Source organism: Streptomyces sp. 8N114, assembly GCF_052245835.1.
In the GTDB taxonomy this organism is placed as follows: domain Bacteria; phylum Actinomycetota; class Actinomycetes; order Streptomycetales; family Streptomycetaceae; genus Streptomyces.
Window position 1 is genome coordinate 72434 of the sequence record NZ_JBQQBT010000005.1, and the last position, 13016, is coordinate 85449.

Here is a 13016-nt window from a genome sequence, read left to right on the forward strand (position 1 = left end):
CCGCGATCCCGGCGGCAACCCCGCCCCGCAACAGCCCACGCCGCGTCGTCCCCGCTGTCCTGGCCATTTCGCTCGCCGCCCCCTGCTGTGCCGCTGGTCCCACTGGTCGTCGACGAAGATCGACTCCGTCGTGGGTGGGGACGGATGTGCGGGTAAGGCGGTTCCGTGGGGTGTGCGGCGGACTGCGCGGGGGCGTGCTCCCACGAACGGGTGACAACTGGGCGGCCCGGCAACGCAGAGCCGTGCGATGACGGATCGTATGCCTGATCGCCGAAAGGGGAGGGCATGAGGGCGAGGGCAACGACGGAGGAAGGGCTGCTGCTGGAGGGCTTTATGGCCATGAGCATCCCGGAGTGGTGCCGGCCGGAGTTCCTCGACGGCGAGATCGTCGTCAAGCCCCTGCCCCCCGGCAGCCACGAGCACTGCCTCGGCCTGGTGCTGGACCAGGTGATCTGGAAGTCCTCGACAGAGATGGACTTCTCCGGACACAAAGGTCTGCGGCTCGGGAGCGGCACCGGCCAGTTGCCCAACTTCGTGATTCCGGACGGGACGTGGGTCCCGAGAGAGCGCCGTCTCTTCCGCGGCGCCAAGCCATGGATGCCCGGTGACGGAGTGGCCATGGTGGCCGAGGTGACGTCGATCAAGCCCGAGCGGGACCGGGAAGCGAAGCGCCACTGCTATGCCCTCGGCGGCATCCCCCTCTATCTCCTCATCGACCGGGAGCGAGGTGCCGTGACCCTCTTCAGCGAGCCCGACAACGACGACTACCAACAAGTTGTCACCATGCCGTTCGGCAAGGAGATCGCCCTCCCGGAGCCCTTCTCCATGACGCTGGAGACAACCGACTTCGCGTAGCGGCACAGGGACTTCCGGGGTGACGGTCACCCCGGAAGCCAACCAGCAGCACCGCACCCCCGCCAGCCAATTCTGGTTACAGTCGGCGGCATGACTGATGTGACCGGATTTTCCGCACGCGGCGACGTACGGCCCCCCGAGACGGCGGGTGGCGAGAAGGAGACCCTGACGGCGTTCCTGGGCTATCTGCGGGAGGCGGTGATCGCCAAGGCGGCCGGGCTCACCGACGAAGTGGGCCTCGCCCCGGGCGTCCCCTCCGGCACCAGCCTGCTGGGCCTGGTCAGGCATCTGACCCGGGTGGAGCGCAACTGGTTCAGCTATGTGTACGCCGGACGCGACAAGCGCCTGGACGACGACGAGCCGCCCGCGCCGGGCGAGACCAGCGCCTCGCTGATCGCCGCGTACCAGGAGGCGATCCGCGAGTCGGACGAGATCATCGCCGGCTGCGACGACCTCGGCCGCCGGGGCGCACGCCATATGCGCGATGCCGAACCGCCCACGATGCGCTGGATCCTCGTCCACATGATCGAGGAGACCGGGCGGCACGCGGGCCACGCCGACATCCTCCGCGAGCAGACCGACGGCGCCACCGGCCGCTGACGGCCGCAGCACAGCGGCAGAGCCCTCAGAACGACCCGAACGTCGGCCGCCCGGCCGGGGTGTAGGTCTGCATCGTGACGCCCGAGGGGAGCGCGTCGGTGGCCTCCAGCCGGAGTGCTGTGGGCACGGCGCCCTCCGGGAAGAGCCGGTGTCCCTTGCCCAGGACCACCGGATAGACCAGGAACCGGTACTCGTCGATCAGATCGTGCGCCATCAGCGACTGGGCCAGCACGCCGCTGCCGTGGATCTGCAACTCGTCGCCCGGCTGCTGCTTCAGCTCGCGTACGGCGTCCACCACGTCGCCGCCGAGCACCGTGGTGCCCTGCCAGTCGGCGTGCTCCAGCGTGGTCGAGGCGACGTACTTGGGCAGCGAGTTCAGCCGGCGGGCGACGACCGGGTCCTCCTCGTCACTGACCTGCGGCCAGTACGCCGCGAAGATCTCGTAGGTGCGCCGCCCCAGCAGAAAGGCGCCCGCGCGTTCGAACCACGTGGTGACGTGGTCCCCCATGGCCTGGTCGGCGTAGGGCACCACCCAGCCGCCGAGGTCGAAGCCGTCGCGCGGGTCCTCCTCGGGGCCGCCGGGTGCCTGCATCACACCGTCCAGCGTGAGGAAGGTGGTCAGTGTCAGCTTCGCCATGGTCCTCGCCTCCTTGTTCCTCGGAGTTCCTCGTACGGAAGGGCTCCGGTCCCTCCCGTAGGAAGAGACCGGAGCCCTCAGGAGAACTCATCGGCGGCGAACCACGCGGTTCATGCGACCGGCGCGCCTTCCTCCGCAGGCAGCGTGTCCATGAAGGAGCTGACGGAGAAGACCGCGCGACCCGCGCCGGCCGGGCCGTATCCGGGCGGCGAGGACAGCCCGTGGCGCTGCATGGCCGCGCGGTAGGCGTCCAGCAGCCGGATGTGGTACTCCAGCGGGGCGCCCTGCGGGTTCGACTTGCCCAGCGGCGTCGTCGGCTCCGGGCACCAGGTGGTGAAGCGCGGGGTGATGCCGTGGGACATGAAGAAGTCCAGGCCCTCGGTGGTGGAGGCGATGGCCTCGTCCACCGAGCCGAAGCCGAACGGCTCCGCCATCTCGACCCCGGCGACGAAGTTCGGGATCACGTTCCGTGGCCCGAAGACCTCCGCCGAGTCCAGGATCCGGCGGTGCCACTCCTCGCGGCCGACGTAGCGCTCCTTGCCGGGGCAGTACAGCTCGAACAGCCGCTTGTCCCACACCTCGAAGTTGGGGTGGTAGATGCGGATGCCGTAGTCGTGGAAGCGCTGGACGTCCTCCTTGGGCAGCGCCTGCGCCACGACCTTGCCGGTCCAGCGGCCGGGGAAGCGCTCCTCGATGGCCTTGGCGTACTGCCCGTAGAAGTCCGCCTCGTCCTTGCCCTGCACCTGCGAGGTGATCGAGCCACCGGTGAGGGTGTAGGCGCTGGAGGCGCCGAGGGTGTCGTGGTCGGAGATGATCTGGAGCGCCTCCAGGACCTCCTCGACCGGCTTCACCCCGGTGTACGGGCGCCCTGCGGCCTTGTGCTGGCGCCAGTTGTGGTTGATGTCGCAGTACTGGCACTCCTCCTTGGCGCCGAAGTACTGGCACACCCTGAAGACCGTCAGATAGATCAGATAGCCCCACTGGATGGTGGGCGCCACCTCCATCACGGACTTCCCGTTGGCGAGCGTGTGCCGGTAGTAGTCCGGCATCGGCGGCAGACCGACGTCGGCGATCCGCCGCCCGTCCAGATAGAGGCCGAGAGTGCCGTCCTCGCCGGCGCGGACGCGGTACGGCGAGGACGGGTTCACCCGTACGGAGACGACGGTGCGGCTCAGGTCGTACGGGCCGCCCGTCAGGACGATCTCCTCCGGCGGCCGCCGCAGCGCGGCCTCGCCCAGCTCGGGGAGGGTGCGGTGGTCGAAGGAGAAGATGAAGTACGACTTCGGCTTGATCTCGCCCGTCGCCTTGTCGGCGGTGTCACTGAGCGCCGAGTCGTCGAAGGCCATCCCGCCCCGGAGCAGGTCCTCCTTCAGCACGGCCTCCCGCGGGATGTGCGGGAAGCGCTCCATCAGGTCCTCGACCAGTGCGGTCCGGTCGGCCCCTTCCCGGGGGTCCCGCTGGTCCTGCCGGCCCCGCCCCGACGGTACGGGGGACGGCATCGGCAGGGGAGTCGGCGTTGGCGGCATGGTGTGATCAAGCTCCTCACTTCGCGGCCCGGGGGCATACCTGACGGTACTCCCGCGCCCGAAAGAGCCACACACCTGCCTCTTGTTCCGTACGTCTGGCCCGGTGTGCCGGGACGCTCACCCCCACACGTCGGGGCCGCCGCCGCGCCACTCGATGAGGTTGGGATCGTCCAGCTGGATGTCGGCAGGATCGAGACCGGCGCGGCGCAGGAACTCGAAGACGTCCTCGGGCCGGTGCGCGTACCCGAGGCTTTCGGTATGAGCGGTCACTTTCCGTCCGCTGGTGCCGGACGGAGGGTGTACGACGATGGGTGGGGTCATAACTCCAGCGTGCAACTGTGGCCAACGGTCCGCACCTGTGGAGGGTGGTACGGGAGGGTCAGGGGTTCCGTCTGGGTGACGGATCATCGAGTGAAGTGCGGATATGTTCCGAATGACCGGTACGCGACCGGGGCAGCCCGCTCCTGTTCGGTGGTCCACCAGGCCCACCGGGGCAATACGAGAAAGGCACCCCCCAATGCTCAAGCGCACAGCCTTCGCAGCCGTCGCACTGACCACCACCGCGATCCTCGCCGCCGCGGGTTCCGCGGTCGCGTGCCCCGAACACCAGCACGGCCGTGACCAGCACGGCTCGGCTCAGCCGCAGCAGGCTCCGGAGCCCCAGGAGCAGCAGCAGTCCAAGGAGAACCAGGGCGCCATGGACCCTGCGGCGGACCAGGGCGCCCAGCCTCCCGCGGGCCAGCACGAGGCCATGCCGCCGCAGCAGCACCAGGGCCAGCAGGAGGCTGCGCCGCAGCAGGAGGCCATGCCGCCGCAGCAGCACCAGGGCCAGCAGGAGGCTGCGCCGCAGCAGGGTCAGCAGGAGGCCATGCCGCCGCAGCAGCACCAGGGCCAGCAGGAGGCCGCGCCGCAGCAGGGCCCGATTGCCGACCAGGGGCAGATGGCCGACCAGGGCCGGATGGGCGGGATGGGCCCGATGGGCGGCATGCAGGACAACATGCGGCCGATGGGCCTCGGGCACATGCCCGGAATGTGACCCCGGCTGCCGTCAGGCAGCCGCAAACAGCCGAAGGGCGCGGCCTACGTGGGAGCCGCGCCCTTCCTGTGTGCCGAGGCCCGACGTGGCGACAGCCCTCATGGCCCCACGGTGCCGAAGCGCCCGAAATCCGGTTGGCGCTCTCGCATACGGCGCCTACAGTGCGCCCCATGTCGGCCTGTTCCTGCGCCTGCGCGGCCTGTTCCTGCGCCGCGTGCTGCGCCATCACGCGGATCCGCCGCCCCTAGCGGCGGCCCACTCTCCGACGCATTCGGGAGAACCCCGCCGCTTCAGCGCGTCAGCGCCGGGCGGCCCGTCGTGCTGCCCGGCTTCCCCACGAAGCCGCGGAGAACCCGTTGCCCAGGCACAGCACCCGACACCACGAAACCCGACACCACGAAACCCGGCACCACCGGACCCGCCGGCACGAAGGCCGTCACGAGCTCGGCCAGAACTTCCTCACCGACCCGGCGACGATCAGCACCTTCGTCTCCCTCGTCGCGCGCACCGAGGGCCCGGTCACCGAGATCGGCGGCGGCGACGGCGCACTGACGCTCCCGCTGCAACGACTCGGCCGGCCGCTGACCGTTCTGGAGGCCGACGCCCGTACGGCCGACCGCCTCCGGCGGCGTACGGCGGCCTCGACCACCGTTCTGCACGCCGACTTCCTGCGCTGGAAGGCGCCACGGACTCCGCACGTCCTCGTCGGCAACCTTCCGTTCCACCACACCACCGCCATGCTCCGCCGCATCCTGCACGCGCCCGGCTGGACCGAGGCGGTGCTCCTCGTCCAGTGGGAGGTCGCCCGGCGTCGGGCCGGTGTGGGCGGCGCGACGATGATGACGGCGCAGTGGTGGCCCTGGTACGACTTCCGGCTCGTCCAGCGCGTACCGGCGACGGCCTTCCGGCCGCGGCCCGGGGTGGACGGCGGACTCATGACGCTCACCCGCCGCACCGAGCCGCTGCTGGAGGCCCATGAGCGGCACCGCTACCAGGACTTCGTCCACCGCGTCTTCACCGGGCCGGGCCGCGGTCTGGCCGAGATCGTCCCGCTGGCCGTACAGGAACGCGAACGTGGCCGCGGGCGTGGAGCCCGACCGCCCCGGGGCCGGGTCCTGGAGTGGCTGCGTGGCCAAGGTATCCGACCGGGCGCGCTGCCCAAGTCGCTGACGGCAGCGCAGTGGGCGGAGCTGTTCCACCTCACGGAGCGTCCGGCGCCCCGGTGACCTCCGGCCCCGGCCTCGGCCTCGGTCTGGCGGACGGCGGCCGCTGTCAGTGCCTGGTGCCAGACTCTGGTCATCCGTAACCATCATGCTGGCTGCGTGTGGACGGAAGGCCCCGCCGACAGCGCGGTGGGGCCGCTCAGCGAACGGAGGAACGGGATGACAGGCGACGCCGACCATGAGGGCGGACGGAAGTTCCGAGCCGTCACGGCGCTCCAGCGCCGCGTGGTCAACCCGCTCACCCGCCGGCTGCCGGGCCAGATCCTCCTGGAGACCACGGGCCGCGTCTCCGGGCAGCCCCGCCGCACTCCGGTCGGCGGGCGCCGCGAGGGCCAGCACTTCTGGCTGGTGTCCGAGTACGGCACCAGATCTCAGTACGTCCGCAACATTCAGGCCGAGCCGCGGGTCCGCGTCCGTCTCTCCGGCCGCTGGCACACCGGCACGGCCCACCTGCTCCCCGACGACGACCCGATCGCCCGCCTCGCCACCCTCCCCCGCGGCAACAGCACCGTGGTCCGCGCGGTGGGAACGCAACTCCTCACGATCCGCGTCGACCTCGACGACGACTGAGCCGCGAGCCGCCCGGCGGGCCGGGCGGCAAGAGCCGAAGGGCGGACGAGTCGGCCTGTACGCCGGGTTCTGTCACCCGGTGGCCTTGCGGCTGCCGGGGTGGCGGTCATCCATCTGGGACCGGTGTTGCCACCGGCCTCGTGCGGTCTACCCGCGGACTCGGGCGGGCCGCCCTCGGTCGTCCGCGCAGGGCCGCGACCGCGGCCCCTCTTGACCTTGCTCCGGATGGGGTTTACCGAGCCGCCCAGGTCACCCTGGGCGCTGGTGGTCTCTTACACCACCGTTTCACCCTTACCGAGGACCGCCCTCTCTTGAGAGAGCACAGCCCCGGCGGTTTGCTTTCTGTGGCACTTTCCCGCGGGTCACCCCGGGTGGGCGTTACCCACCATCCTGCCCTGTGGAGCCCGGACGTTCCTCGGCGAGAGTGCGAAAACACCCTCGACGCGACCGCCCGGCCGGCTCGTCCGCCGTGTGGCCATCGTACCCGCCGGGTGCCCTGCGACCGGCCCCGGCCGCCGGGCACCCGGCCGTCAGCTCAGCGCTGCCACAGGTCGTGCGGGGACAGACCGTCCGGTGCGCGGTAGGTCCGCTCGGCGGCGCGGCTCAGCCCCGCCCGATGTACGGCATCTTCGTCGCCAGCACCGTCGCGAACTGGACGTTGGCCTCCAGCGGCAGGGACGCCATGTGCAGCACGGTGCGGGCCACGTCCTCGGCGTTCATCGTCGGCTCCGGGGCGCGGCTGCCGTTCGCCTGGGGGACGCCCTGGGACATGGCCGCCGTCATCTCGGTGGCGGCGTTGCCGATGTCGATCTGGCCGCAGGCGATGTCGTACGGGCGGCCGTCCAGGGAGAGGGACTTGGTCAGACCCGTCATCGCGTGCTTGGTCGCGGTGTAGGCGATCGAGCCGGGCCGCGGGGTGTGCGCCGAGATGGAGCCGTTGTTGATGATGCGGCCACCCTGCGGCTGCTGATGGCGCATCAGCCGGAAGGCGGCCTGGGCACAGAGGAAGGCGCCGTGCAGATTGACGTCCACGACGCCGCGCCAGTCCTCGAAGGAGAGCTCTTCCAGCGATACCGCGGGACCGAACGTGCCCGCGTTGTTGAACAGCAGGTCGAGGCGGCCCTCCTGCTCGCGTACCGCGTCGAACAGGGCCGTGACCGCGGCCGGTTCCGTGACATCCGTGGGGACGCACCGGGTGGCGGCGCCCCCGGCAAGCTGCGCGGTCTGCTCCAGCGTCTCCGGGCGGCGGCCCGCGAGGACCACCGTCCAGCCCGCGTCGGCGAGGGTGAGGGCGACGGCGCGGCCGATGCCGGAGCCCGCACCGGTCACCACAGCGGTACCGGGGACCCGGGCCCCCGCTGCCGCTCCGGCCGCGGCCCACGCCTCTTGCGTACCGGGCGCCGTGCCGGCCGTGCCGGACGGACCGGCCGTATCCGCCGTACCGGTGGATTGCCCGTGTGCCTCGTGGTTCTGCTGCGTCATGAGCGCAGCGTACGTGCGGCTCCCGGGTGGCCGGGAACTGTCGTCGGCGGAGGGCGGAATGCCGTCCCGGACGGCCGATTGGGGAACAAACGTGTGGGCCGTTCCCGGAATCCCTGGGAGAATGTTCGGGCCCGTGACAATCTCCTGGAGAGGTGCATGACCAAGCCCGGCCCCCAGCAACCGGCCGCACTGACCGCCGACCCCTCGCAGCATCCGGAACCCGCCGCGCAGCCCGCCGCGGAAACCACCGCCCCCGCACCCTCCCGCAGCCCCCGGCCGGGAGAGGCTCCCATGACGCCGCGGCGCCGCGCGGGACTGCTGCTCACCCTCATCCTCGGCGGGCTGACCGCGCTCCCGCCCCTCTCCATCGACATGTACCTCCCGGCACTCCCGGAGGTCAGCGGAGCGCTCCATGTTCCCGCCGCCAGCGCGCAGCTCACCCTCACGGCCTGCCTGATCGGGCTGGCCGTCGGGCAGCTCGTCGCCGGGCCGATGAGCGACCGTTTCGGACGGCGCCGGCCGCTGCTGATCGGCATGGTCTGCTACGTCGTCGCCGGCATCGCCTGCGCGCTGGCGCCCACCGCCGCCACCCTCACCGTCTTCCGGCTCGCCCAGGGCCTCGCGGGCGCCGCCGGCATCGTGATAGCCCGTGCCGTCGTCCGTGACATGTACGACGGGCTGGCCATGGCACGGTTCTTCTCCACCCTCATGCTGATCTCCGGCGTCGCGCCGGTCCTCGCGCCGGTCCTCGGCGGCCAGGTGCTGCGCTTCACCGACTGGCGGGGTGTCTTCTGCATCCTCGCCGGGATCGGTCTGCTGCTCACCCTCGTCGTCCTGCGCAAGCTGCCCGAGACGCTGCCGCCCGAGCACCGGCACCGCGGCGGGCTGCCCGACGCGCTGCGCACCATGCGCGGACTGCTCGCCGACCGCGTCTTCACCGGCTATCTGCTCACCGCGTGCTTCGCTTTCGCCGCGCTCTTCTCCTACGTCGCGGCCTCGCCGTTCGTCGTCCAGGAGATCTACGGCGCCTCGCCGCAGACCTTCAGCCTGCTGTTCATGGTCAACTCGATCGGGCTGGTCGCCTTCGGCCAGTTCAACGGGAAGATCCTGGTCGGCCGCGTCTCCCTGGACCGGGTGCTGGCCTTCGGGCTGTGCATGGCCGGCGCCGCCACCGTGGCGCTGCTGCTGATGACCAGCGGCATCTTCGGACACGTCGGGCTGGTGCCGCTGGCCACCGGGCTGTGCGTCATGATGTCCGGCATGGGCCTGATCATGCCGAACGCCAACTCCCAGGCTCTGCTGCGGACTCCGCACGCGGCCGGCTCGGCCTCGGCGCTGCTGGGCACCTCGCAGTTCCTGACCGGAGCGCTCGCCTCTCCCCTGGTCGGTGTCGCGGGCGAGCAGACCGCCGTACCCATGGCGCTCGTCCAGCTCAGCGCGGTGGCCCTCGCCGTGCTCGCCTTCGTGGGACTCTGCCGTCCATGGCGCGTACGCGACTGAGGAGCGTGGCCTCGCTGGACGGTGCCGAGGCGCGGCGCCGCTTCCAGAAGAAGGCCGGGCTCGACAGCGACCAGCTTGCCGCGCTGGCCGACGAGACCGACACACTGCCCGGCGCGGGCTGGTGCGCCGGTGCCGTCGCGCTGGCCGGCCGCGGCCCGTACATCGCGCTGGAGCACGCCACCGGGTGGGCGCTGCGGTACGCCGCCTGGGACCCCGAGGCGGGGCTGCCGGTGGAGCTGCCGCACGAGAAGTGGCTGCCGACGCGGACGGACACCGTCTTCGACCTGGCCTCACTCACCAAGCTGTTCACCGCGGTCGCCGCACTGCAGCAGGTCGAGCGCGGCGCGCTCGACCTCGACGCGCCCCTCGTCGACCACGCCGACCCGCGCGCCGGACTGGTCACCGACCACGGCATCACCGTCCGCCACCTGCTCACCCATACCTCCGGGCTGCGCGCCGAACTGCCGTTCTACGAATACAACACCGCCGAGCACCTCGCCCTGCTGTGGGCCGAGAAGCCGCTGACCGAGCCGGGCTCCACGTACGTCTACTCCGACCTCAACCTGCTGCTGCTCGAAAGCGTGCTGTGGCACGCGACGGGGCAGCCGCTGGACGTACTCGTACGCGAAGGCATCACCACGCCGCTCGGCATGGACCGCACCCGCTTCAACCCGCCCCGCTCCTGGCGTTCCCGTATCGCCGCAACCGAGGACCAGCGCAAGCCCTGGGCCAAGGTCAACCGCGGACTGATCCACGGCCGCGTCCACGACGAGAACGCCTACGCCATGGGTGGTGTGGCGGGGCATGCCGGGCTCTTCTCCACAGCGCGCGACCTCGCCGTCCTGTGCCGCACCCTGCTCGCGGGCGGCGCCTACGGGCCGGCGCGGATACTGGCCCCCTCCTCGGTGGCCGAGCTCCTAGGCCCGCCGGGGCTCGGCTTTGTGACCGGCGCCGCCTGGTTCATGGGCGAGCTGGCCGGGCCGGACTCCCGTGCCGCCGGGCACACCGGCTTCACCGGCACCAGCCTGGTGCTCGACCCGGCGACCGACACCTTCCTGGTGCTGCTCGCCAACACCGTCCACCCCGTACGCCGGCCCGCCGACAGCCGCCCCCGCGCCGCGGCGGCCACCCGGCTGGCCCGAGCCGTGCTGTGAACGCCGCCGGCCCGAGCCGGTGCTGGCACGCCCCCTCGGATCGGCGTCCGGTTTTCTTACACTGTCGAAGTGATCGAGCAAGAACTGCGCGGCGCGCTCGCCGCAGCGCTGGACGGGCTGCCCGCCCGGCAGGCGTCGGCCGCAGTCGAGCGGCTGATCGCCCACTACCGGGGCGAGACGCCCACCGGCGCACCCGTACTGCGGGACGGCGCCGACGCGGCCGCGTACGCCGCCTACCGGATGCCCGCAACCTTCGCCGCGGCCTCCGCGGCGCTGGAAGCGCTGGCCGAGCGCGCCCCGGAGTGGACGCCCGCCAGCCATCTGGACGTGGGCGGTGGTACGGGCGCCGCCGTGTGGGCGGCAGCACAGGTATGGGACACGGCACCTGCGACTGTCGTCCTGGACTGGGCGGAGCCCGCCCTGGCCCTCGGCCGCGGGCTGGCGGCGAGGGTGGACGCGCTGGGTGAGGCCGAATGGCGTCGCGGCTCGCTGCGCGGCGGCACGGCGCCGGAATGGGAGCCCGCGGATCTGGTGACGGTCTCCTACGTGCTGGGGGAGCTCGCGGACGAGGACCGGCGCGCCGTCGTGGACGCGGCGGCGCGTGCTGCGCGGGGTGCCGTGGTGCTGGTGGAGCCCGGTACGCCGGACGGCTATCTGCGTATCCGGGAGGGCCGCGAGGCGCTGATCGCCGCCGGGCTGCGGGTGCTCGCGCCCTGCCCGCACGACGCGGCCTGCCCGATAGTGGCCGGACAGGACTGGTGTCACTTCGCGGTGCGGGTCGCCCGGTCCTCGCTGCACCGGCGGATCAAGGGCGGGGAGCTGCCCTACGAGGACGAGAAGTTCAGCTACGTGGTGGCGGTTCGCGACATGGTCCCGGGTGCCCCCTCGGAAGCTCGCATCGTGCGGAAGCCGCAGCTCCGTAAGGGGCAGGTGCTGCTGGATCTTTGCGAGGGCGAGGGCGGGGGCGGCTTGCGGCGCCGTGCCGTCACCAAGCGGGAGGGCTCCGCGTATCGCGCTGCCCGCAAATCGGGTTGGGGCGCGCCTTTCCCGCCCGCCCACCCCTGATTCCGCACCCCAATGGCGCGGGCCCGCCTCCTGTCCCGCCGTGTGGTCGCGGCCCTTTTGCCCACCCGCCCACCCGTCCGCGAGCGCCGGGTGGGGGTGGGGAGGGTGGGGCTGTCGATGCCTGGACCGCCCGGACGCCGGACCGCCCGAACGGTTGGGCCTGGGGGTGTCAGCCCCAGGCCACTGACCGCCGCCACGGCGCGGGCCACCACGGCGAGGGTCCGGCGGGATGCGAGGCGGCCGCAACCACCACGTCAGGCTCTTACAGCCGTAGCTCCGCGGTGACGCATTTGACGCTGCCGCCGCCCTTCAGCAGTTCCGTGAGGTCGACGGGGACGGGCTCGTAGCCCCGGTCCCGCAGGGGGGCGAAGAGACCGGTGGCGGCTTCGGGGAGGAATACGTGGTGGCCGTCGCTGACGGCGTTGAGGCCGAGGGCAAGGGCGTCGGACTCCTCCGCGAGCAGGGCGTTGGGGAACAGCCGGGCGAGTACGGCCTGGCTGCCGGGGGAGAAGGCGGCGGGGTGGTACATCACGTCGTCCGTCTCGGCGTCCAGCACGCACAGGGCCGTGTCGAGGTGGTAGTAGCGCGGGTCGACCAGGTCGAGGCCGATGACGGGGCGGCCGAAGAACTCCTGGGCCTCGCCGTGCGAGAGCGGGCTGCTGCGGAAGCCGCGGCCGGCCAGCAGCCACGAGGAGGTGACGGCGAAGTCGCCTTCGCCCTCGTTGATGTGGGCGGGCTCGGCGACGTCGGTGAATCCGTGCGCGCGGTACCAGTCCCGGTGTGCGGCCGCCTCCCCGGCGCGTTCGGGGTGGGCGAACCGGGCGCCGAGAACTCTCCCGTCGACGACGGTCGCACCGTTGGCGGCGTAGACCATGTCGGGCAGCTCCGGGACCGGGTCGAGGATCTCGACGGTGTGGCCGAGCGCCCGGTAGCGGTCGCGGAGGGCCTCCCACTGGGCGAGCGCGAGGGGGAGGTCAACGGGTTTGCCGGGGTCCATCCAGGGGTTGATGGAGTACGTGACGCGGAAGTGGGCCGGAGGGCACATCAGATAGCGACGGGTTGCGTACATCTCAGGCTCCTCAGGGAACGTGCGTGATGCGGTGTGCCCATGGTGCTCCCTGAGGAGCCTGTTTGTATGGATTGCCGGTCAAGTGCGGGGTACCGCACCGGAGCCGTCCGCCCTACTCGCGTGACTCCCGCAGCCTGCGCAGCAGTTCGCGCTTCTGGGCGAGCGGGTCGGTGCTGCCGCCCGGTCCGTGTCCGCCGCTTCCGCCGGTGCCCCGCAACTGCTTGCGGGACAGATGTGCGCGGGTGCCGCCGACGCCGAGCATTTTTCCGCCGCGTCCTTTGCTCATGAAACGTTCTCCT

The 13016-nt window shown here is 71.7% G+C and carries 14 protein-coding genes and 1 other RNA gene; 8 read left to right on the plus strand and 7 right to left on the minus strand.

Features of this window, described 5'->3' with window-relative positions; translation table 11 throughout:
• Positions 1 to 285 precede the first annotated feature (285 nt).
• Together ACTWQF_RS13210 and ACTWQF_RS13215 are read left to right on the plus strand one after the other, a co-directional pair.
• On the plus strand, positions 286 to 855 hold the full coding sequence (locus ACTWQF_RS13210; protein WP_443279538.1) for a Uma2 family endonuclease: 570 nt from the start codon (positions 286 to 288) through the stop codon (positions 853 to 855).
• A 90-nt stretch (positions 856 to 945) separates the two neighbouring features.
• Positions 946 to 1455 carry a DinB family protein gene (locus ACTWQF_RS13215; protein ID WP_443279539.1) on the plus strand — a complete coding sequence of 170 codons (510 nt, stop codon included), beginning with the start codon at positions 946 to 948 and terminating at the stop codon, positions 1453 to 1455.
• Between the two features lie 25 nt (positions 1456 to 1480).
• On the opposite strand, the gene ACTWQF_RS13220 is transcribed toward ACTWQF_RS13215, so the two are convergent.
• From ACTWQF_RS13220 to ACTWQF_RS13230, 3 genes are all read right to left on the minus strand, one after another.
• Entirely contained in the window at positions 1481 to 2092 is a 612-nt protein-coding gene (locus tag ACTWQF_RS13220) for a dihydrofolate reductase family protein (RefSeq protein ID WP_443279540.1), read from the minus strand.
• 110 nt (positions 2093 to 2202) lie between these two features.
• The gene (locus ACTWQF_RS13225; protein WP_443279832.1) at positions 2203 to 3501 is read right to left on the minus strand and encodes a radical SAM protein; all 1299 of its coding nucleotides are present in this window, start codon (positions 3499 to 3501) and stop codon (positions 2203 to 2205) included.
• A gap of 234 nt (positions 3502 to 3735) precedes the next feature.
• On the minus strand, positions 3736 to 3939 hold the full coding sequence (locus ACTWQF_RS13230; protein WP_443279541.1) for a hypothetical protein: 204 nt from the start codon (positions 3937 to 3939) through the stop codon (positions 3736 to 3738).
• A 196-nt stretch (positions 3940 to 4135) separates the two neighbouring features.
• Here ACTWQF_RS13230 and ACTWQF_RS13235 point away from each other — a divergent pair, with 196 nt between their 5' ends.
• The 3 genes from ACTWQF_RS13235 to ACTWQF_RS13245 all read left to right on the plus strand — a co-directional run bounded on the left by ACTWQF_RS13235 (position 4136) and on the right by ACTWQF_RS13245 (position 6447).
• Positions 4136 to 4654 (plus strand): hypothetical protein, encoded by a 519-nt coding sequence (locus ACTWQF_RS13235; protein WP_443279542.1) that lies wholly within the window; start codon positions 4136 to 4138, stop codon positions 4652 to 4654.
• A gap of 476 nt (positions 4655 to 5130) precedes the next feature.
• Positions 5131 to 5880 (plus strand): 23S ribosomal RNA methyltransferase Erm, encoded by a 750-nt coding sequence (gene erm / locus ACTWQF_RS13240; RefSeq protein ID WP_443279833.1) that lies wholly within the window; start codon positions 5131 to 5133, stop codon positions 5878 to 5880.
• A gap of 156 nt (positions 5881 to 6036) precedes the next feature.
• On the plus strand, positions 6037 to 6447 hold the full coding sequence (locus ACTWQF_RS13245; RefSeq protein WP_443279543.1) for a nitroreductase/quinone reductase family protein: 411 nt from the start codon (positions 6037 to 6039) through the stop codon (positions 6445 to 6447).
• Between the two features lie 42 nt (positions 6448 to 6489).
• On the opposite strand, the gene rnpB is transcribed toward ACTWQF_RS13245, so the two are convergent.
• Both rnpB and ACTWQF_RS13255 read right to left on the minus strand, forming a co-directional pair.
• An RNA gene (rnpB, locus tag ACTWQF_RS13250) (RNase P RNA component class A) lies at positions 6490 to 6910 on the minus strand.
• Positions 6911 to 7050: 140 nt separating this feature from the next.
• On the minus strand, positions 7051 to 7929 hold the full coding sequence (locus ACTWQF_RS13255) for an SDR family oxidoreductase (RefSeq protein WP_443279544.1): 879 nt from the start codon (positions 7927 to 7929) through the stop codon (positions 7051 to 7053).
• Positions 7930 to 8085: 156 nt separating this feature from the next.
• On the opposite strand from ACTWQF_RS13255, the gene ACTWQF_RS13260 reads away from it, so the two are divergent.
• The 3 genes from ACTWQF_RS13260 (at position 8086) to ACTWQF_RS13270 (ending at position 11648) form a co-directional block, all read left to right on the plus strand.
• Complete coding sequence (locus ACTWQF_RS13260) at positions 8086 to 9429, plus strand: multidrug effflux MFS transporter (protein ID WP_443279545.1); 1344 nt, start codon at positions 8086 to 8088, stop codon at positions 9427 to 9429.
• Positions 9411 to 10583 (plus strand): serine hydrolase domain-containing protein, encoded by a 1173-nt coding sequence (locus ACTWQF_RS13265; RefSeq protein ID WP_443279546.1) that lies wholly within the window; start codon positions 9411 to 9413, stop codon positions 10581 to 10583. The genes ACTWQF_RS13260 and ACTWQF_RS13265 overlap by 19 nt, the downstream gene beginning before the upstream one ends.
• 69 nt (positions 10584 to 10652) lie before the next feature.
• Positions 10653 to 11648 carry a small ribosomal subunit Rsm22 family protein gene (locus tag ACTWQF_RS13270; RefSeq protein WP_443279547.1) on the plus strand — a complete coding sequence of 332 codons (996 nt, stop codon included), beginning with the start codon at positions 10653 to 10655 and terminating at the stop codon, positions 11646 to 11648.
• Positions 11649 to 11910: 262 nt separating this feature from the next.
• Here ACTWQF_RS13270 and ddaH read toward each other — a convergent pair whose 3' ends face one another.
• The gene (gene ddaH, locus ACTWQF_RS13275) at positions 11911 to 12717 is read right to left on the minus strand and encodes a dimethylargininase (protein WP_443248920.1); all 807 of its coding nucleotides are present in this window, start codon (positions 12715 to 12717) and stop codon (positions 11911 to 11913) included.
• Positions 12718 to 12829: 112 nt separating this feature from the next.
• Positions 12830 to 13003, minus strand: a complete 174-nt coding sequence (locus ACTWQF_RS13280; protein WP_443279548.1) for a DUF6243 family protein — start codon at positions 13001 to 13003, stop codon at positions 12830 to 12832.
• Between the last annotated feature and the right edge of the window lie 13 nt (positions 13004 to 13016).